Source organism: Pseudomonas wenzhouensis (genome assembly GCF_021029445.1).
Taxonomy (GTDB): Bacteria; Pseudomonadota; Gammaproteobacteria; order Pseudomonadales; family Pseudomonadaceae; genus Aquipseudomonas; species Aquipseudomonas wenzhouensis.
In genome coordinates this window covers 331,657-349,009 of the sequence record NZ_CP072610.1, presented here as the reverse complement: position 1 = coordinate 349,009, position 17,353 = coordinate 331,657, and the positions used below count along the sequence as shown (strand labels likewise).

The following is a 17,353-nucleotide window of genomic DNA, read 5'->3' as shown; positions in this document are numbered from 1 at the left end:
ACGTCATGCTATTGCGCTTTACCAAGATGCACGGCCTGGGCAATGACTTCATGGTGCTAGACCTGATCAGTCAGCACGCCCACGTGCAACCCAAGCATGCCAAACAGTGGGGCGACCGCCACACCGGCGTCGGCTTCGATCAGTTGCTGATCGTCGAGCCGCCGAGCCACCCGGACGTCGACTTCCGCTACCGCATCTTCAACGCCGACGGCTCGGAAGTGGAGCAATGCGGCAACGGCGCGCGCTGCTTCGCCCGCTTCGTGCTGGACAAGCGCCTGACCACCAAAAAGGTGATTCGCGTCGAAACCAAGAGCGGCATCATCGAACTGCGCGTGCAGAACGACGGCCAGGTCTGCGTCAACATGGGCGCACCGCGCCTGCAGCCGGAACAGATCCCCTTCCAGGCCGAACAGGCGGCGCTCAGTTATCGCGTCGAGGTCGACGGCCAAAGCGTCGAGCTGGCCGCACTGTCGATGGGCAACCCGCATGCGGTGCTGCGCGTCGACAGCGTCGATGACGCGCCCGTACACAGCCTCGGGCCGAAACTGGAACACCACCCGCGCTTCCCGCAGCGGGTCAACGTCGGCTTCCTCCAGGTGCTTGACCGCAAGCATGCGCGCCTGCGCGTATGGGAGCGTGGCGCCGGCGAAACCCAGGCTTGCGGCACCGGCGCCTGCGCCGCAGCGGTCGCGGCGATTCGCCAGGGCTGGATGGATTCGCCCGTGCAACTGGAGCTGCCGGGCGGCAAACTGTCCATCGAATGGGCAGGCGACGGTCAGCCGGTTATGATGACCGGCCCCGCTGCCCGCGTATACGAAGGACAGATTCGCCTATGACCGACCAGCAGGATTCGCCCAAACCGCTCGATTCGGAAACGGTCGCCGCCTATTTGCGCCTGCACCCGGAGTTCTTCATCGACCATGAAGAACTCATCCCCGAACTGCGCATTCCACACCAGCCCGGCAACGCCGTGTCGCTGGTCGAGCGCCAGGTCAAACTGCTGCGTGAGCGCAACATCGAGATGCGCCACCGCCTTGGCCAGTTGATGGACGTGGCGCGCGACAACGACCGCCTGTTCGACAAGACCCGCCGCCTGGTGCTCGACCTGCTCGATGCCGGCAGCCTCGAGGAAGTGGTCGGCGTGGTCGAAGACAGCCTGCGTCACGAGTTTCAGGTGCCCTTCGTCGGCCTGATCCTGTTCAGCGACAACAAGCTGCCAGTCGGCCGCTCGGTCAGCTCAAGCGAAGCCCACCAGCAGATCGGTGGCCTGCTCAGCGGAGGCAAGACCGTCTGCGGCGTGCTGCGCCCACACGAGCTGGAATTCCTGTTCGGCAAGGAAGACGCCACGCAAGTCGGCTCCGCCGCCGTGGTCAGCCTCACCCACCAGGGCCTGCATGGCGTCCTGGCCATTGGCAGCGCTGACCCACAGCATTACAAGAGCTCGCTCGGCACCCTGTTCCTCGGCTATATCGCCGAAGTCCTGGCCCGCGTATTGCCGAGTTTCGCCACGCCGCTGCGCTCGGTACGCTAGGTCGTGTAGGGTGGATGACGAGGCTCATCCACCTTCGGCCCGCTCGGAGCCCGGCACGTGACACTTGAAACCCATCTCGACGCCTACCTCGAACACCTGCGCCGCGAGCGCCAGGTGTCGGTGCATACCCTCGACGGTTATCGCCGTGATCTGGCCAAGCTGCAGGCCTTTTGTGCAGCCGAAGGCCTGAACGACTGGAGCGAGCTGGACACACGCAATCTGCGCCGTCTGGTCGCCCGCCTGCATCAGCAGGGGTTGTCCGGCCGCAGTCTGGCGCGCCTGCTCTCGGCCACCCGCGGCCTCTATCAATACCTGCTGCGTGAAGGCCTGTGCCGCCATGACCCGGCCACCGGCCTCAGCCCGCCGAAACGCGAGCGCCGCCTGCCGCGTACGCTGGACGCCGACCGCAGCGCCCAACTGCTCGACGGCGCCGTGGAGGACGACTTCATCGCCCGCCGCGACCAGGCCATGCTCGAGTTGTTCTACTCCTCGGGCCTGCGCCTGTCCGAACTGGTAGGGCTCGATCTCGACGGCCTGGACCTGCCCGCTGGGCTGGTACGGGTGCGCGGCAAGGGCAACAAGGCGCGCGAACTGCCGGTCGGCAGCCTGGCGCGACAGGCACTGGAGCAGTGGCTGCCGCTGCGCAAACTGGCCAACCCCGGAGACGGCGCGGTATTCATCAGCCAACAGGGCCGTCGCCTCGGGCCGCGCGCGGTGCAGCTGCGCGTGCGCCAGGCCGGCGTGCGCGAGCTGGGCCAGCATCTGCATCCACACATGCTGCGCCACAGCTTCGCCAGCCATATGCTGGAGTCCTCGCAGGATCTGCGCGCGGTACAGGAGCTGCTCGGCCATGCCGACATCGCCACCACGCAGATCTACACCCACCTGGACTTCCAGCACCTGGCCAATGTCTATGACCAGGCCCATCCACGCGCCAAGCGCAAAGGCGGTTCCGAATGAGCATTGAACTGATCACCTTCGACCTCGACGACACGCTCTGGGACGTCGCCCCGGTGATGCAGGACGCCGAGGCGGCCCTGCGCAACTGGCTGGCGCTGCACGCGCCGCGTCTGGGTGCGGTACCGGTCGAACACCTGTGGGCCGTGCGCAGTCGCTTGCTGAGTGCCGAACCGATGCTCAAGCATCGCTTGAGCGAGCTGCGTCGACGCATTCTGTTTCACGCCCTGGAAGATGCCGGCTACCCACACGGCGAGGCGCAGACGCTGGCCGAAGCAGGGTTTCAAGTGTTTCTCAGCGCGCGCCATCAGGTCGAGCTGTTCACCGAGGTGCACCCGACGCTGGAAGCCCTGGCCGAGCGCTTCATGCTCGGCGTAATCACCAACGGCAATGCCGATGTACGCCGCCTGGGCCTGTCGGAATACTTCCGCTTTGCCCTGTGCGCCGAGGAGTTGGGCATCGGCAAACCCGACCCGAAACCCTTCCGTGAAGCACTCAGCCGCGCCGGCGGCGTAGCCGCCGAGCGTGCCGTGCATATCGGCGACCATCCCAGCGATGACATTGCCGGCGCCCAGGCGGCCGGCATGCGGGCGGTCTGGTTCAATCCGCAAGGACGCAGCTGGGAAGGCGAGACGGCCCCGGATGCGCAGATCGCCAGCCTGGCCGAGCTGCCAGTGCTGCTCGACAGCTGGTCGTAGAAGCCTCGGGGCGGAAACAGCATTTCTCTGTCGCCTGGAATCTCCCACCATTCAGCGCAGGAGATGCCGCGGATTTCATCCGGGCTACGGCCTGGATAGCGGGCTGCGCCAGTGCCGGTTCTTGTGTAGGAGCCCGCTTGCGGGCGATCCACTCAGCGCAGCGCTGATCGCCCGCAAGCGGGCTCCTACAAGATTGCCGACGTGCCGGTTGATCTGCGCCGCTCCGGGTTGCCGCCAGGGATGGCGGGCACAAAAAACCCGCCACTGGGGCGGGTTCCTTGCAGCGAGTCGTCCTCAGATGGGGCGGCTGCCGTATTTGCTGTCGGGCTTCTTGGGCGGGTCGGCGACCACGTTGGGCTCCACCTCCTGCACCTTGCCGCCACGGGCGAGGAACTCTTCCATGGCGCGGGCCAGGGCGTCGCGCTCCTTCTGCTTGGCTTCGATGCTCGGCAGCTCGTCGACCTCGACAGCCTTGGCCTTGCTCTTCTTGCTGCTGGCTACGACCTCGCCGTCGCCTTCATCGTCGCCACTGTCGCCGTCATCGGCAGCAGCCAGTTCCTCACCGTCGTCCTCGTCGGCCGCTTCCAGATCATCTTGTTCCAGGTCTTCGTCGCTCATGTTCAACCTCATGACTTGCGAAAAGCAGGTTAGTTATAGCCCAGTCGCGCAGTGAACACCGCACCACCGGAAAAATTCAAATAGCCTCGCCCTGCAGGGTCGCCACCACTCGCCGAGCACCGCCATGATCGCGATGCTCGCCCAGGTAAATACCCTGCCAGGTGCCCAGCGCCAGCCGTCCCTGCTGTATCGGCAGCTGCAGCTGAACGCCCAGCAGACTGCCCTTGAAGTGCGCCGGCAAATCGTCCGGCCCTTCGTCATCGTGCTCGTAGCCTGCCTCACCCTGCGGCACCAGACGGTTGAAGAAGCGTTCGAAATCCCGGCGCACTGCAGGGTCGGCGTTCTCGTTGACCGTCAGCGATGCCGAGGTGTGCTGCAGCCACAGGTGCAGCAGACCGACACGCACCTGCGCCAGTTCCGGCAATGCGCCCAGCACCTCTTCGGTCACCAGATGAAAACCGCGCTCACGCGGACGCAGACTGATGATGCGTTGCTGCCACATGCCGCTCTCACTCTCGATGGCTCCAGCGCGCGCATTCTAGCGTGCTGCCAGAAAAAACAAAGGGCGCCTAAAGGCGCCCTTGTCATTCCCGGCGAAACTCACTTCTTGCCGGTGAACTCCGGGTAGGCTTCCATGCCGCATTCGGCGATGTCCACACCCTCGTATTCCTCTTCTTCGCTGACGCGCAGGCCGATCACCGCCTTGATGATGCTCCACACGATCAGGCTGGCGATGAACACCCAGGCGAAGATGCTGACGATACCCAGCAGCTGAGCGCCCAGCGACGCGTCTTCGTTGGTCAGGCAGACGGCCAGGATGCCCCAGATGCCGACCACGCCATGCACGGAGATGGCACCCACCGGGTCGTCGATCTTCACCTTGTCCAGACCGAGGATGGAGAACACCACCAGCGCACCACCCACGCCACCGATCAGGGTGGCCTGCAGGGCGCTCGGGGTCAGCGGCTCGGCAGTGATGGCCACCAGGCCAGCCAGCGCACCGTTCAGCGCCATGGTCAGGTCAGCCTTGCCGAACAGCAGGCGGGCCACGATCAACGCGACGATCAGACCACCGGCTGCAGCCATGTTGGTGTTGGTGAACACCTGGGCCACGGCGTTGGCGTCTTCGATGGTGCTCATCTTCAGCTGCGAACCACCGTTGAAACCGAACCAGCCCATCCACAGGATGAAGGTACCGAGCGTGGCCAGCGGCAGATTGGCACCCGGAATGGCGTTGACCTGGCCATTCGGGCCGTATTTGCCCTTACGCGCACCCAGTAACAGCACACCAGCCAGAGCGGCGGAAGCACCGGCCATGTGCACCACACCGGAACCGGCATAGTCGAGGTAACCTGCAGCATCGAGGAAGCCACCGCCCCACTTCCAGAAACCCTGGATCGGGTAGATGAAGCCAGTCATGACCACGGCGAAAGCCAGGAAAGCCCACAGCTTCATGCGCTCAGCGACAGCGCCGGAAACGATCGACATGCAGGTCGCGGCAAACACGATCTGGAAGAAGAAGTCCGAACGGGCCGAGTAGTAGGGTGCATCCTCGCCACCAGCCAGAACGGCCTCAGCGGTGTTCTCGTCACCGATCAGGAAACCCAGGCTAGGGAAGATGCCGCCTTCCGGGCTGGAGTACATGATGTAGTAACCGACCAGCAGGTACATCACGCTGGCGGTGGCATAAAGCGCCACGTTCTTGGTCAGGATCTCGGTGGTGTTCTTGGCACGCACCAGGCCGGATTCGAGCATGGCAAAACCCGCTGCCATCCACATTACCAGGGCACCACAGATCAGAAAGTAGAAGGTATCGAAGCCGTACTGCAATGCAGTCAATGCTGTGTTATCCATTTTTCACCTCTTGCCGGCGCTTTTGTTGTGCGCTGTTCGGTAGAAACGTCCAGGTTGGCGCCGGACGCGTTCCGCATGCTTTACAGGTCGTTGCCACGCTCGTTCTGGATCACCGGAACCCCTGCCGCCGCAAGGCGACCAGGCATTCCCATCACTAGGCGAGCGCGAGACCCGAAGAGGATCTGGCACAGCAGAGCGGCGAGGGCATCGCCTGCTCCGGCATTGGCCCTCGAAAACGGCGTGTGAGCAGAATTCGAGGACAAAAGGGCTCCTAGCCCTGCGAAAGTTCGCAGAGTCATGGGTTTACTCCTGGGGCGTGGGGTTCGGAGGCTTGTTAGATCGCGTCGGTATCGGTTTCGCCGGTACGAATACGGATCGCCTGTTCCAGGTTGACTACGAAAATCTTGCCGTCACCGATCTTGCCGGTGTTGGCAGCCTTGGTGATGGCCTCGATCACACGATCGAGCTGATCGTCAGCGATGGCCACGTCGATCTTCACCTTGGGCAGAAAATCGACCACATACTCGGCTCCGCGATACAGCTCGGTATGGCCTTTCTGACGGCCGAAGCCCTTGACCTCGGTGACGGTAATGCCCTGCACGCCGATCTCCGACAGTGACTCGCGCACGTCGTCCAGCTTGAACGGCTTGATGATGGCAGTGACTAGTTTCATGAAACTTTCTCCCGTGAAAGGTGGACATGCCCCAGGAATTGCGAACCCGGGCCAAGTCTAAGCGCAGTGTCTGGCTTTTGTAATGCACCGACCGCTCCAGCCTGGCGTGATCGATACCCACTAACCGCCCCGACGAAACACTCCCCGCTTCGCCTGCCGCACCGGAACTGCATCGGTGCATGCGTCGCTGGGGTCTAAGCAGAAAGCTTGCCAGCTCACGCAAAAGCGCCATCTATCAAGCCTTTACCTGTTTCGGGCGGCATTGCCCGGCCCTTCACACCGGACGCGCCGCACACATTTGGTGCGGAGACACATCACGCAATGCTCAAAAATCGTGCAGACCACGCCTGAACATCCCGCTGACAGCTGCGTGCTACACTGCCGACCGTTTGTTTACGGAACCTGATCATGCTGCCGCCAAAAGCCCTGCTCGACACCCTCAGCACTCACGCCTCGCGCCTGTTCAGTGGCGACAGCCCGCTGCCGCGTGCCGAACTGGAGGCGCAGTTCAAGGCGCTGTTGCAGAGCGGCTTCAGCAAGCTCGATCTGGTCAGCCGTGACGAGTTCGACAGCCAGATGGTGGTGCTGGCCCGCACCCGTGCCCGCCTCGAGGCACTGGAGGCCAAGGTCGTCGAGCTGGAAAACAAGCTGAACCCGCCCGCCGATTGAGTCCGGCGGGGCAGTTACAGATCAAGGAGCGATCATGTCCCTGGCCATCGTCCACAGCCGCGCCCAGGTCGGCGTCGAAGCCCCGGCCGTCACCGTCGAAGCGCACCTGGCCAACGGCCTGCCGTCCCTGACCCTGGTGGGCCTGCCGGAAACGGCGGTCAAGGAGAGCAAGGATCGTGTACGCAGTGCGATCCTCAATGCCGCGTTCGAATTTCCGAGCAAGCGCATCACCCTGAATCTGGCACCTGCCGATCTGCCGAAAGACGGCGGACGCTTCGATCTGGCCATCGCCCTGGGTATTCTCGCCGCCAGCGGCCAGGTGCCGGCGCAGTCACTGGATGAATACGAATGCCTGGGCGAATTGGCGCTGTCCGGCGCGGTACGCCCGGTGCAGGGCGTATTGCCCGCCGCTCTGGCCGCACGGGCCGCCGGACGCACCCTGATGGTGCCGCACGCCAATGCCGAAGAAGCCAGCCTGGCCTCAGGGCTGAAGGTCATCGCCGTCGAGCATCTGTTGCAGATCGCCGCGCACCTCAACGGCAGCGCACCGCTCGACGCTTATCTTGCACAGGGGCTGCTCAGACAGAGCCGCCCCTACCCGGATCTGGCCGAAGTCCAGGGCCAGTCGGCCGCCAAACGCGCCTTGCTGGTGGCGGCTGCCGGCTCACACAACCTGCTGCTCAGCGGCCCGCCCGGTACCGGCAAGACGCTGCTGGCCAGCCGCCTGCCCGGCCTGCTGCCGCCGCTGGACGAAAGCGAGGCGCTGCAGGTTGCGGCGATTCATTCGGTGGCCAGCCACGCGCCTCTGCAGCACTGGCCGCAACGCCCCTTTCGCACCCCGCACCATAGCGCCTCGGGGCCGGCACTGGTCGGCGGCGGCAGCCGCCCGCAACCAGGTGAAATCACCCTGGCCCATATGGGCGTGCTGTTTCTCGACGAGTTGCCGGAGTTCGACCGCAAGGTGCTGGAAGTGCTGCGCGAACCGCTGGAAAGCGGTCATATCGTGATTGCCCGGGCACGCGACAAGGTGCGTTTCCCGGCGCGTTTTCAGTTGGTGGCGGCGATGAATCCCTGCCCGTGTGGCTACCTGGGTGACCCAAGCAACCGCTGTCGCTGCACCCCGGAGCAGATCCAGCGCTACCGCGCCAAGCTGTCGGGGCCACTGCTCGACCGCATCGACCTGCACCTGACGGTAGCCCGCGAAACAACGGCCCTCAATGCTGCACCGCAGGATGGCGAAAGCACCGCTCAGGCCGCCGCCAAGGTCGCACAGGCCCGCGCCCGGCAACTGCAGCGCCAGGGCGTGGCCAACGCCTTTCTCGACTTGCCCGGCCTGCGCCAGCATTGCGCCCTGGGCGATGCCGACCGGCAGTGGCTGGAGGGCGCCTGCGAACGCCTGGGTCTGTCCCTGCGCGCGGCCCATCGCGTGCTCAAGGTCGCGCGAACCCTGGCCGACCTGGCAGAGGAACAGCACATCAGCCGTGCCCACCTGGCCGAAGCGCTGCAGTATCGCCCCGCAGCAGGGTGACTCAACGGAAGCGCTCGACCTCCTGACGCAGTTGCGAGGCCAGATGGTCCAGCTCGCGCGCAGTGTCGCCCAGGTTGGCCACCACTTGCCGCTGCTCACCATTGGCCTGGGCAATGCTCTGCAGGTTGGCGCTGAGCACGGTCGCGGTACTGCTCTGCTCGCTGGTGGCGGTGGTGATGGCGGCGAATTGCTCACCAGCAGCATCGCTCTGCTCGCTGATCTGCGCCAGCGCTGACGCCACCTTGGCGTTGCGCTCCAGGCCGTCCTGCATGAGCTGCCGGCCCTGCTCCATAGTGGCGATGGCACTGCCCGTCTCGCTCTGGATGCTGCCGATCATCGCCGAGATCTCGTTGGTCGCCTCACGGGTGCGTCCGGCCAGGTTGCGCACCTCATCGGCGACCACGGCAAAACCACGGCCCTGCTCGCCTGCACGCGCAGCTTCGATGGCGGCGTTGAGCGCCAGCAGATTGGTCTGGTCGGCAATCGCGGTAATCACGCTGACGATGCCGCCGATCTCCTGGGAGCGCTGACCGAGGCCGTTGATCACCGTGGAGGTCTGCTCAAGGGCTTCGGCAATCTGCACCAGTGCCTCGGAGGCCTGATCCATCGAGGTACGGCCAATGCGCGTCTGCTGGGCATTGGCACTGGCCAGGCGCTCGGTGTTGCGCATGTTGTCGGCGATGTTCTGTGACGTGGCGCTGAACTCCTCCACCGCGCCGGCCATGCTGCTGATCTCGCCAGATTGCTGATCAATACCCTGATAGGCATCGTGCGACAGCGTGGACAGCGCCTGCGAGCGCGCACTGACATCCCGGGCGGCGCTGCGAATACCCGCCACCATAGCCGCCAGTGCCTCGCCCATGTGGTTGAAGCTGCGCGCCAGTTCGCCAATCTCGTCATCACTGGATTGCGCCATGCGCGCACCGAGGTCGCCGGCCCCCAGCGCCTGCGCCTGCCTGACCAGATCACCCAGCGGCTTGAGCTTGCGCCGCAGCAGCCAGACCACGGCGATCACCGCCAGCAACAGGGTAATCGCGCTGCCCATGGCCAACTGAGTACCGACACGCCAGGTCACTGCCTGGATTTCCTCGCGCGGCATGCTTGCCAGCACCGTCCAGGGGCCACCGGCGAAGGGCATGGCGACGCTGTAGAACGTCTGCCCGGCATCCGTCCAGAAGCCGCCCTCACCGGGACGGGCAATCCGCTCACTCAGGGCTGCCGGCAGTGTCTCCAGAGCGCCCGTGCCAGCGGGCTTGACCAGCCACTTGCCGTGCTCGTCGAGCACCGCCAGTGAACCTGTATTGCCAATGCGGAATGCGCTCAGTTTGTTCAATTGCAGCGTCTGCGCATCGGTGTAGTCGAAGCCGACGAACAGCACGGCGATGACCTGCCCACGGCCATCACGCACAGGGGTGTACTGGGTCATGTAGTTACGGTCGAAAAGCAAGGCCCGGCCCACATAACTCTGCCCGGCCAAGAGGCGCTGATAGGCCGGGTGTGCGTGGTCGAGCGCCGTGCCCAATGCCCGAGTGCCGTCCTGCTTGGTCAGCGAGGTGGTAATACGGATAAATTCGCTGCCATCGCGCACGAATACCGTGGCCACACCCGCCGTCATACGGGTGAAGTCATCAACCTCGGTGAAGTGGTTGTTCAGGCGTGTAGCCCCCAGGTAAAGCGCCGGAGCCTGCAGGCTGCCAATGCTCACACGCTCATCGGTGCGTACCTGCAAGCCACTGCTGAAGCGCTGCTCGAACAGCCCAGCCAGGCGCTGCGTACTCTCGCGCAGGCTGCCGTGGAAGGTTTCGAGCTGGTCGGCCAGCAACCCGGCTTCGCTGCCCAGGTGCTTTTCGCGGGTGACCAGATTGGCCTCGTTGAGTGAACGCAGGGCGAACAGGGTGCTGACGCTGATCAGCAGTACCAGCAGCAAAGCCAGAATGGTCGCCAGTTGCAGGGCTATGCGAGAGCGGGAAGGATTCATGAGGGCTCCGGGTGTGCGGCCATGAGCGTCTGGGCAAATGACTCAAGCAATGTCGATACCACCTAGTCGTCCTATGACTCGGCGAAGGCGCGCGAGGATACTTGAGCATTGCGCTCGGTCAATGTCAAAGCGCCATACGGTCGTCATTTATTACCAAAACAATGCCGAAACACAGCCTTTGATAGATTTAATCGATCAATAAATAGAGGCCGACACTCATGCGCACCCTTGCAGTCCGCTCACGCTGCGCGGGGTCGCCCCGGCCGTTGATGGTCGGCAGCGCCCCGTACGCAGGCCATGACCTCGCTCAGCGCAAGCGCTCAACCTCGGGCAGCGCCAGCGCGGCGACCTCTGCCAGCAGGTAGTCACGCAAACGCCGCAGGCGCCCCTGCGCCCGGTGCGCACGCGGCCATACCAGATAATAGCTCTCGCCACTCAGTACGGCTGTTGGCCAGGGCAGTCCGAGCCGTCCGAGCGCCACATCCTCGGCCACCATCAACAGGTCGCCGATGGACACACCATAACCACGCGCCGCTGCGACAATGCCCAGTTCGAGCATGTCGAACATCTGCCCGCTTTTCAGTGGCACCTGATCACTGAGCCCGGTGGCCTGCAGCCAGCGCCGCCAGTCACGGCGATCCGGCGTCGGGTGCAACTGTTGCGCCGCAAGCAGGCGCTCGAGCGTCCAGGGTGCATCCGCGGCATCGGCAGCGCTGCACACCGGGATCAACCACTCGGCAAACAGCTCGGTGCTTTCCCATTCATCGGGGAAATGGCCATCGGACAGCAGCACCGCACAGTCGAAGGGCTCCTGCCGGAAATCCACCTTGTCCACATCCATCCAGGTACTGGTCAGCTGCACCTCGGCATCGGCATGCACCTGGCGGTAGTGCGACAAACGCGCCAACAACCAGCGCACGGTCAGCGTGGTCGGCGCCTTCAGGCGCAACACGCCGTCATCGGCCTGCAGCACCGAACAGGCCCGCGCCAGGCTGTCGAAGCCGTCACTCACGCCCGGTAACAGGGCACGCCCCTGCTCGCTCAACTGCAGGCTGCGCCCGCAACGCTCGAACAGGCGACAGTCGAAGTGCTCCTCCAGCGTGCGGATATGCCGGCTGACCGCACTCTGGGTAATGGCCAGTTCCTCGGCGGCACGGGTGAACGAGGCATGTCGCGCGGCGGCCTCGAAGGCGCGCAGCGCATAGAGCGGCGGCAGACGGCGGTTCATGCCTTGCTTCCATGAGTTTTAATCATGCAATGCATGGCTATTTTCCTTTTGTGAGCACTCGAAAAGAGCCACAGAATAGCGGCGATTACCTATCCCCCGACAGCCTGGGGATGCTTACCCTGCCGAAGTTTTACTCATCATGAAAAATTCTCTTGGCCATGAGCTGGCGGCATTGCTGCGCCTGGCCGGCCCGCTGATCTCCGCACAGTTGGCCCATGCGCTGATGATCTTCACCGACACGCTGATGATGGCCATGCTCGGCCCACAGCAACTGGCCGGCGGCGCACTGGGCGCCACCTGCTATTTCATCTTCTCGATCTTCTGCACCGGGGTGATCGCCGCCGTTGGCAGCCTGGTCGCCATTCGTCATGGTGCGGGTGACCCCGGCGGCGTCACCCGCCTGCTGCAGAGCGGCCTGTGGCTGGCACTGCTGCTGGCCATCGGCAGCGCACTGTGCCTCAATTTCCTGGGGCCATTACTGCCTTATCTGGGTCAGCATCCTGATGCGGCGAGTCAGGCCATGGCATTCCTCCATCCACTGTCGCTGGCGCTGCCTGGCTACCTGTGCTTCATGGCCTTGCGCGGCTTTACCAGTGCCATCGGCCATCCGGGCCCGGTCATGGCCATCAGCATCGTCGGCACCCTCACCAACTTCATCATCAACTATGCGCTGATCAAGGGCTGGTTCGGTCTGCCCGCTCTGGGCCTGAGCGGCATCGGCATGACCACCGCGCTGGTCAGCACGGCCATGGCTCTGGCCCTGGCGCTGTACATCCTGATCGCCGCGCAGTACCGCCAGTATGGGCTGCGCCTTCGCCTGGACCGCCCACAGCGCACGGAGATGCGTGCCCTGCTGCGCCTCGGCCTGCCCATCGGCGGCACCTACGCCGCCGAGCAGGGGCTGTTCACCTTCGCCACCCTGTGCATGGGCGCACTGGGCAGCGTGCAACTGGCGGCGCACCAGATCGCCATGCAGACGGTGGCGCTGGCGTTCATCGTGCCGCAGGGGCTGTCCTATGCCGTGACCTTCCGCGTCGGCCTGCACTACGGCGCCGAGCGCCTGCACCTGTCGCGCCTGGCCGGGCACCTGGGCATGGTAATGGGCGCTGCCCTGATGCTGCTGTTCGCCCTGCTGTTCTGGCTGCTGCCAGAGTGGATCATCGGCCTGTTCCTCGACCGCCACGATCCGGCCTTCGCCGATATCGTCAGCCTGGCGGTCAGCCTGCTGGCGATCGCGGCCTGGTTCGAGCTGTTCGACGGCCTGCAGAGCATCGCCATGGGTGCGATTCGGGGGCTCAATGACGGGCGTACCACCCTGCTGATCGGCCTGACCGGTTACTGGTGCGCCGGCGCGCCACTGGCCTGGCTGCTCGCCTTCCCGCTCGGCTGGGGGGCACAGGGCGTGTGGTGGGGGCTGGCGGCTGGGCTGGCGGTCACGGCCACCGGCCTGGTGCTCGGCTTCCAGTGGAAGATCGCGCGCCTGCAGCGGTCGAACAGGATAGAGGGCGAGGTCTGCCTGTCGTAGCCCGGATGCAATCCGGGGAAGCCCGGCACACGGTCCCGGATGAATCCGGGCTACGGGTTACGATCCGCCGAGCTGCGGCTGGTGCTTGCCGAACACCAGAAAGCGCGCCAGCTCGGCCAACGGCAAGGCTTTGCTGATCAGATAGCCCTGCACCTGATCGCAACCGAACTGGCGCAACATGTCCAGTTGCGCGTCATTTTCCACGCCCTCGGCCACCACTTCGAGATCGAGGTTGTGCGCCAGATTGATCATCGCCCGTACCAGTTGACGATTTTCCTCTCGCGCACCCATCCCCCCCACGAAACTCTTGTCGATCTTCAACAGGGTAATCGGCAGGCTGTTAAGGTGAACGAAGGACGAGAAACCGGTGCCGAAATCGTCCAGCGAGAAGCGCACCCCCAGTTGCCCCAGGGCCAGCATGGTCTGCTGCACCTGATCACTGCGGCGCATCACGGCCGTCTCGGTCAACTCGAACTCCAGCCACTGCGCGTCGACTCCGCGCGCCTCGATCAGGCGGCTGAGGGTCGCCAGCAACTGGCTGTCCTGAAACTGACGGAACGACAGGTTGACCGCCATGTGCAGCGGCGGCAGGCCACGCCCGCGCAACCACTGCATGTCACGCAGGGCACGGGCGATCACCCAGTAACCCAGCGGCACGATCAGCCCGGACTCTTCGGCCAGGGGCACGAACTCACTCGGCGAGAGCAAGCCACGTTCGCGGTGCTGCCAACGCACCAGCGCCTCCAGGCCAACAATGCGCCCGCTCTGCAGGCACAGACGGGGCTGATAGTGCAGTTCCAGCTCGTCACGGCGCAGCGCACGGCGCAACTCACCTTCCAGATCGGCCTGGCTACGCGCACTGCGATTGAGGCGCTCGTCGTAGACATGAAAGGCGCAACCGGGCTGGCTCTTGGCCTGCTGCATGGCGATGTGCGCGTGCCATAACAACGGGTCGGCGCCCTCGCCCGGCTGCGCATGGGCAAGCCCCAGGCTGCAGCCGATCAGCAGGCTCTCGCCATCGATCCAGTAGGGCTCACCCAGCACCTCGGTGACGCGCTCGGCCAAGCGCTCGACCCGCTGCGGATCACGCCGTACATCGAGCAGCAGTGCAAACTCGTCACTGCCCAGCCGGGCCAGTTGATCACCGGGCTGCAACAGGCTCTTGAGCCGCGCCACCACCTGCAGGATCAGCCGGTCACCGGCCTGATGCCCCAGCGCATCGTTGGCGTGACGGAAATTGTCCAGATCGAGATGCCCCAGTACCAGGCCACGGCCGCTGCATTCGCCCAAACGCGCCGCCAGCAGGGTCTGGAAGCCCTGGCGATTGGCGATGCCGGTCAGCGGGTCCTGCTCGGCCAACCGTTGCAGGGTGTGCTTGAGAAGGCCCTGCTCACGCACATAGCGCAGGCAACGGCGCAGAACATCGGGGTTGAGGCTGCTGCGCACCAGCCAGTCACTGACGCCCGGCGGCGCTTCGGCAGGCTCGTCATCGAGCAACAGCACCATCGGCAGCGGGCATTGATGCGGCGCCGGGAGCTGTTCGGGTGTGGCCAGCAGCAGGCCGAGGGCCTGCTCATCGAACAGGGCGCTGGCGGCCACCCAGGATGGCGCGGTTATCAGCGTATAGGCACTGCCAAGTGCCCCCAATTGCTCGTGCAACAATTCGGCCCAGCCTGACGAATCTGTCAGCAGGACCAACCGCATCGGCTCGACGAGCGTGGACACGCAACCCCCCAATGACCACAAGAATGATGGCGAATCACGTCGCCTGAACGCGTCTTTATCGACGTCTAATCAATCACTTCCGGGTGAAAATGCGTGCACATCCTGAGGTATAGCCGGTAAACCGGCAAGCGCAAACAGCCTACTGCATAGATCCCGCTCAGCCTGCCCGGTAAATGCAATTTCGTGACCCAGGCCACAGTTACGCACGGTCGCGGCAGAAGCCCTCGGGCCTGTTAAAATGCCCGGCCCTTTTTCTGCGAACGATCCCATGTCCCGACTGAACCCCCGGCAACAAGAGGCCGTGAACTATGTCGGCGGCCCACTTCTGGTGCTCGCCGGCGCAGGCTCCGGCAAGACCAGCGTGATCACGCGCAAGATTGCCCATCTGGTGCAGAACTGCGGCATCCGCGCTCAGCATATCGTCGCCATGACCTTCACCAACAAGGCCGCGCGCGAGATGAAGGAGCGCGTCGCCAGCCTGCTCAAGGGCAGCGAGGCGCGCGGCCTGACGGTGTCGACCTTCCACAACCTGGGCATGAACATCATCCGCAAGGAATACGCGCGCCTGGGTTACAAGCCCGGCTTCTCGATCTTCGACGACGGCGACATCAAGGCGCTGCTCAGCGACATCATGCAGAAGGAGTATGCCGGCGATGACGGCGCCGACGAGGTGAAGAACCTCATCGACAGCTGGAAGAACGACCTGATCCTGCCCGACGAAGCCCTGGCCAAGGCGCGCAATCCCAAGGAGCAGACCGCCGCCATCGTCTACCTGCACTACCAGCGCACGCTCAAGGCGTACAACGCGGTGGACTTCAACGACCTGATCCTGTTGCCGGTGAAGCTCTTTCAGGAGCACGCCGACATTCTGGAGAAATGGCAGAACCGCATCCGCTACCTGCTGGTGGACGAATACCAGGACACCAACGCCAGCCAGTACCTGCTGGTGAAGCTGCTGGTGGGCATGCGCAACCAGTTCACCGTGGTCGGCGACGATGACCAGTCGATCTACGCCTGGCGTGGCGCGCGCCCGGAAAACCTGATGCTGCTGAAAGAGGACTATCCGTCGCTGAAAGTGGTGATGCTGGAGCAGAACTACCGCTCCACCAGCCGCATCCTCAAATGCGCCAACGTGCTGATCGCCAACAACCCGCACGTTTTCGAGAAGCAGCTGTGGTCGGAAATGGGCCACGGCGATGAAATCCGGGTGATCCGCACCCGCAACGAAGATGCCGAGTGCGAGCGGGTGGCGCTGGAGATTCTTACCGAGCACCTGCGCACGCAACGGCCTTACAGCGATTTCGCCATCCTCTATCGCGGCAACTACCAGGCCAAGCTGATGGAGCTGAAGCTGCAGCACCACCAGATTCCTTATCGCCTCTCAGGCGGCACCAGTTTCTTCGCCCGCCAGGAGGTGAAGGATCTGATGAGTTATTTCCGCCTGCTGGTCAACCCGGACGACGACAACGCCTTCCTGCGCGTGATCAACGTGCCACGTCGGGAGATCGGCTCCGCCACTCTGGAAAAGCTCGGTAACTACGCCAGCGAACGCAAGATCAGCATGTACGCCGCCGCCGACGAAATCGGCCTGGGCGCGCACCTCGACGCGCGCTTTACCGAACGCCTGGCGCGCTTCAAGCGCTGGATGGACGGCGTGCGCCAGCAATGTGCACAGAATGATCCGATTGCCGCCATCCGCAGCATGGTCATGGATATCGACTACGAGAACTGGCTGCGCCAGAACGCCTCCAGCGACAAGGTGGCCGATGCACGCATGGGCAACGTCTGGTTCCTCGTCGATGCGCTGAAGAGCACCCTGGAGCGCGACGAAGACGGCGACATGACCATCGAAGACGCCATCGGCAAGCTGGTGCTGCGCGACATGCTCGAACGCCAGCAGGAAGAGGAAGAAGGCGCCGAGGGCGTGCAGATGATGACCATGCACGCCTCCAAGGGACTGGAGTTTCCCTCGGTGTACATCATCGGCTTCGAGGAGGAGATCCTCCCGCACCGCTCCAGCATCGAGGCCGACACCATCGAGGAAGAGCGCCGCCTGGCCTATGTCGGCATCACCCGCGCCAAGCGTAATCTGGCGCTGACCTACGCCGCCAAGCGCAAGCAGTACGGCGAAGTGATCGACTGCTCGCCGAGCCGCTTCCTCGACGAACTGCCGCCCGAAGACCTGGTGTGGGAAGGCCTGGAAGAGGCGCCGGTGGAGGTCAAGGCAGCGCGCGGCAACGATGCCCTGGCCAATATGCGGGCGATGCTCAAGCGCTGAGGTCATGGCTGACTGGTGTATGGTCGGTTTATTCGGTGGGCTGAAGCGGATCGCCGCCCGGCCCACCCTACACCTCTTGTGCAAAGCGTAG

15 protein-coding genes and 1 pseudogene are annotated in these 17,353 nt (G+C 64.2%); 8 read left to right on the top strand and 8 right to left on the bottom strand.

Annotated elements, in window-relative coordinates:
- Window positions 1-5 precede the first annotated feature (5 nt).
- From dapF to J7655_RS01630, 4 genes are read left to right on the top strand one after another with little or no spacing between them, the layout of a single operon-like run.
- Window positions 6-836: a diaminopimelate epimerase gene (gene dapF / locus J7655_RS01645; RefSeq protein WP_230926279.1), complete on the top strand. Its 831-nt coding sequence runs from the start codon at window positions 6-8 to the stop codon at window positions 834-836.
- Window positions 833-1,531, top strand: coding sequence for a DUF484 family protein (locus J7655_RS01640; RefSeq protein WP_230926278.1), 699 nt, complete (start codon window positions 833-835; stop codon window positions 1,529-1,531). Before dapF ends, J7655_RS01640 begins: the two co-directional genes overlap by 4 nt.
- Window positions 1,532-1,588: 57 nt before the next feature.
- Complete coding sequence (gene xerC / locus J7655_RS01635; RefSeq protein WP_230926277.1) at window positions 1,589-2,491, top strand: tyrosine recombinase XerC; 903 nt, start codon at window positions 1,589-1,591, stop codon at window positions 2,489-2,491.
- Entirely contained in the window at window positions 2,488-3,186 is a 699-nt protein-coding gene (locus J7655_RS01630) for an HAD family hydrolase (protein WP_230926276.1), read from the top strand. The genes xerC and J7655_RS01630 overlap by 4 nt, the downstream gene beginning before the upstream one ends.
- A 294-nt stretch (window positions 3,187-3,480) precedes the next feature.
- On the opposite strand, the gene sutA is transcribed toward J7655_RS01630, so the two are convergent.
- The 4 genes from sutA to glnK form a co-directional block, all read right to left on the bottom strand.
- The gene (gene sutA, locus J7655_RS01625; RefSeq protein WP_074861275.1) at window positions 3,481-3,804 is read right to left on the bottom strand and encodes a transcriptional regulator SutA; all 324 of its coding nucleotides are present in this window, start codon (window positions 3,802-3,804) and stop codon (window positions 3,481-3,483) included.
- A 76-nt stretch (window positions 3,805-3,880) separates the two neighbouring features.
- The gene (locus tag J7655_RS01620; RefSeq protein ID WP_230926275.1) at window positions 3,881-4,306 is read right to left on the bottom strand and encodes a secondary thiamine-phosphate synthase enzyme YjbQ; all 426 of its coding nucleotides are present in this window, start codon (window positions 4,304-4,306) and stop codon (window positions 3,881-3,883) included.
- 98 nt (window positions 4,307-4,404) lie between these two features.
- Window positions 4,405-5,658 carry an ammonium transporter gene (locus J7655_RS01615; RefSeq protein ID WP_230926274.1) on the bottom strand — a complete coding sequence of 418 codons (1,254 nt, stop codon included), beginning with the start codon at window positions 5,656-5,658 and terminating at the stop codon, window positions 4,405-4,407.
- Window positions 5,659-5,992: 334 nt separating this feature from the next.
- Window positions 5,993-6,331: a P-II family nitrogen regulator gene (glnK, locus tag J7655_RS01610; protein ID WP_003096476.1), complete on the bottom strand. Its 339-nt coding sequence runs from the start codon at window positions 6,329-6,331 to the stop codon at window positions 5,993-5,995.
- Window positions 6,332-6,739: 408 nt separating this feature from the next.
- Between glnK and J7655_RS01605 the strand changes: the two genes are divergently transcribed.
- Window positions 6,740-7,000 (top strand): accessory factor UbiK family protein, encoded by a 261-nt coding sequence (locus J7655_RS01605; protein WP_230926273.1) that lies wholly within the window; start codon window positions 6,740-6,742, stop codon window positions 6,998-7,000.
- A gap of 34 nt (window positions 7,001-7,034) precedes the next feature.
- Window positions 7,035-8,528 (top strand): YifB family Mg chelatase-like AAA ATPase, encoded by a 1,494-nt coding sequence (locus J7655_RS01600; RefSeq protein WP_230926272.1) that lies wholly within the window; start codon window positions 7,035-7,037, stop codon window positions 8,526-8,528.
- Window position 8,529: 1 nt separating this feature from the next.
- On the opposite strand, the gene J7655_RS20880 is transcribed toward J7655_RS01600, so the two are convergent.
- The 3 genes and pseudogenes from J7655_RS20880 to J7655_RS01590 all read right to left on the bottom strand — a co-directional run bounded on the left by J7655_RS20880 (window position 8,530) and on the right by J7655_RS01590 (window position 11,734).
- Window positions 8,530-9,252, bottom strand: a complete 723-nt coding sequence (locus J7655_RS20880; RefSeq protein WP_420850926.1) for a methyl-accepting chemotaxis protein — start codon at window positions 9,250-9,252, stop codon at window positions 8,530-8,532.
- Between the two features lie 132 nt (window positions 9,253-9,384).
- A pseudogene (locus J7655_RS20875) lies at window positions 9,385-10,506 on the bottom strand (Cache 3/Cache 2 fusion domain-containing protein); the annotation flags it as partial.
- Window positions 10,507-10,813: 307 nt separating this feature from the next.
- Entirely contained in the window at window positions 10,814-11,734 is a 921-nt protein-coding gene (locus tag J7655_RS01590) for a LysR substrate-binding domain-containing protein (RefSeq protein WP_230926270.1), read from the bottom strand.
- Window positions 11,735-11,873: 139 nt separating this feature from the next.
- Between J7655_RS01590 and J7655_RS01585 the strand changes: the two genes are divergently transcribed.
- Window positions 11,874-13,259, top strand: coding sequence for a NorM family multidrug efflux MATE transporter (locus J7655_RS01585; protein ID WP_230926269.1), 1,386 nt, complete (start codon window positions 11,874-11,876; stop codon window positions 13,257-13,259).
- 57 nt (window positions 13,260-13,316) lie between these two features.
- Here J7655_RS01585 and J7655_RS01580 read toward each other — a convergent pair whose 3' ends face one another.
- Complete coding sequence (locus J7655_RS01580) at window positions 13,317-14,984, bottom strand: putative bifunctional diguanylate cyclase/phosphodiesterase (protein ID WP_230926268.1); 1,668 nt, start codon at window positions 14,982-14,984, stop codon at window positions 13,317-13,319.
- Between the two features lie 268 nt (window positions 14,985-15,252).
- Here J7655_RS01580 and rep point away from each other — a divergent pair, with 268 nt between their 5' ends.
- Entirely contained in the window at window positions 15,253-17,262 is a 2,010-nt protein-coding gene (gene rep / locus J7655_RS01575; protein ID WP_230926267.1) for a DNA helicase Rep, read from the top strand.
- Window positions 17,263-17,353: the final 91 nt, after the last annotated feature.

Excerpts from the sequence above, each read along its gene's own strand:
- sutA (WP_074861275.1), bottom strand. The coding sequence starts at position 3,804 with ATGAGCGACGAAGACCTGGAACAAGATGATCTGGAAGCGGCCGACGAG.
- J7655_RS01605 (WP_230926273.1), top strand. The coding sequence starts at position 6,740 with ATGCTGCCGCCAAAAGCCCTGCTCGACACCCTCAGCACTCACGCCTCG.
- dapF (WP_230926279.1), top strand. The coding sequence starts at position 6 with ATGCTATTGCGCTTTACCAAGATGCACGGCCTGGGCAATGACTTCATG.
- J7655_RS01590 (WP_230926270.1), bottom strand. The coding sequence starts at position 11,734 with ATGAACCGCCGTCTGCCGCCGCTCTATGCGCTGCGCGCCTTCGAGGCC.
- J7655_RS01585 (WP_230926269.1), top strand. The coding sequence starts at position 11,874 with ATGAAAAATTCTCTTGGCCATGAGCTGGCGGCATTGCTGCGCCTGGCC.
- J7655_RS01620 (WP_230926275.1), bottom strand. The coding sequence starts at position 4,306 with ATGTGGCAGCAACGCATCATCAGTCTGCGTCCGCGTGAGCGCGGTTTT.
- J7655_RS01600 (WP_230926272.1), top strand. The coding sequence starts at position 7,035 with ATGTCCCTGGCCATCGTCCACAGCCGCGCCCAGGTCGGCGTCGAAGCC.
- rep (WP_230926267.1), top strand. The coding sequence starts at position 15,253 with ATGTCCCGACTGAACCCCCGGCAACAAGAGGCCGTGAACTATGTCGGC.
- J7655_RS01615 (WP_230926274.1), bottom strand. The coding sequence starts at position 5,658 with ATGGATAACACAGCATTGACTGCATTGCAGTACGGCTTCGATACCTTC.
- J7655_RS01630 (WP_230926276.1), top strand. The coding sequence starts at position 2,488 with ATGAGCATTGAACTGATCACCTTCGACCTCGACGACACGCTCTGGGAC.
- J7655_RS01640 (WP_230926278.1), top strand. The coding sequence starts at position 833 with ATGACCGACCAGCAGGATTCGCCCAAACCGCTCGATTCGGAAACGGTC.
- glnK (WP_003096476.1), bottom strand. The coding sequence starts at position 6,331 with ATGAAACTAGTCACTGCCATCATCAAGCCGTTCAAGCTGGACGACGTG.
- J7655_RS20880 (WP_420850926.1), bottom strand. The coding sequence starts at position 9,252 with ATGGCCGGCGCGGTGGAGGAGTTCAGCGCCACGTCACAGAACATCGCC.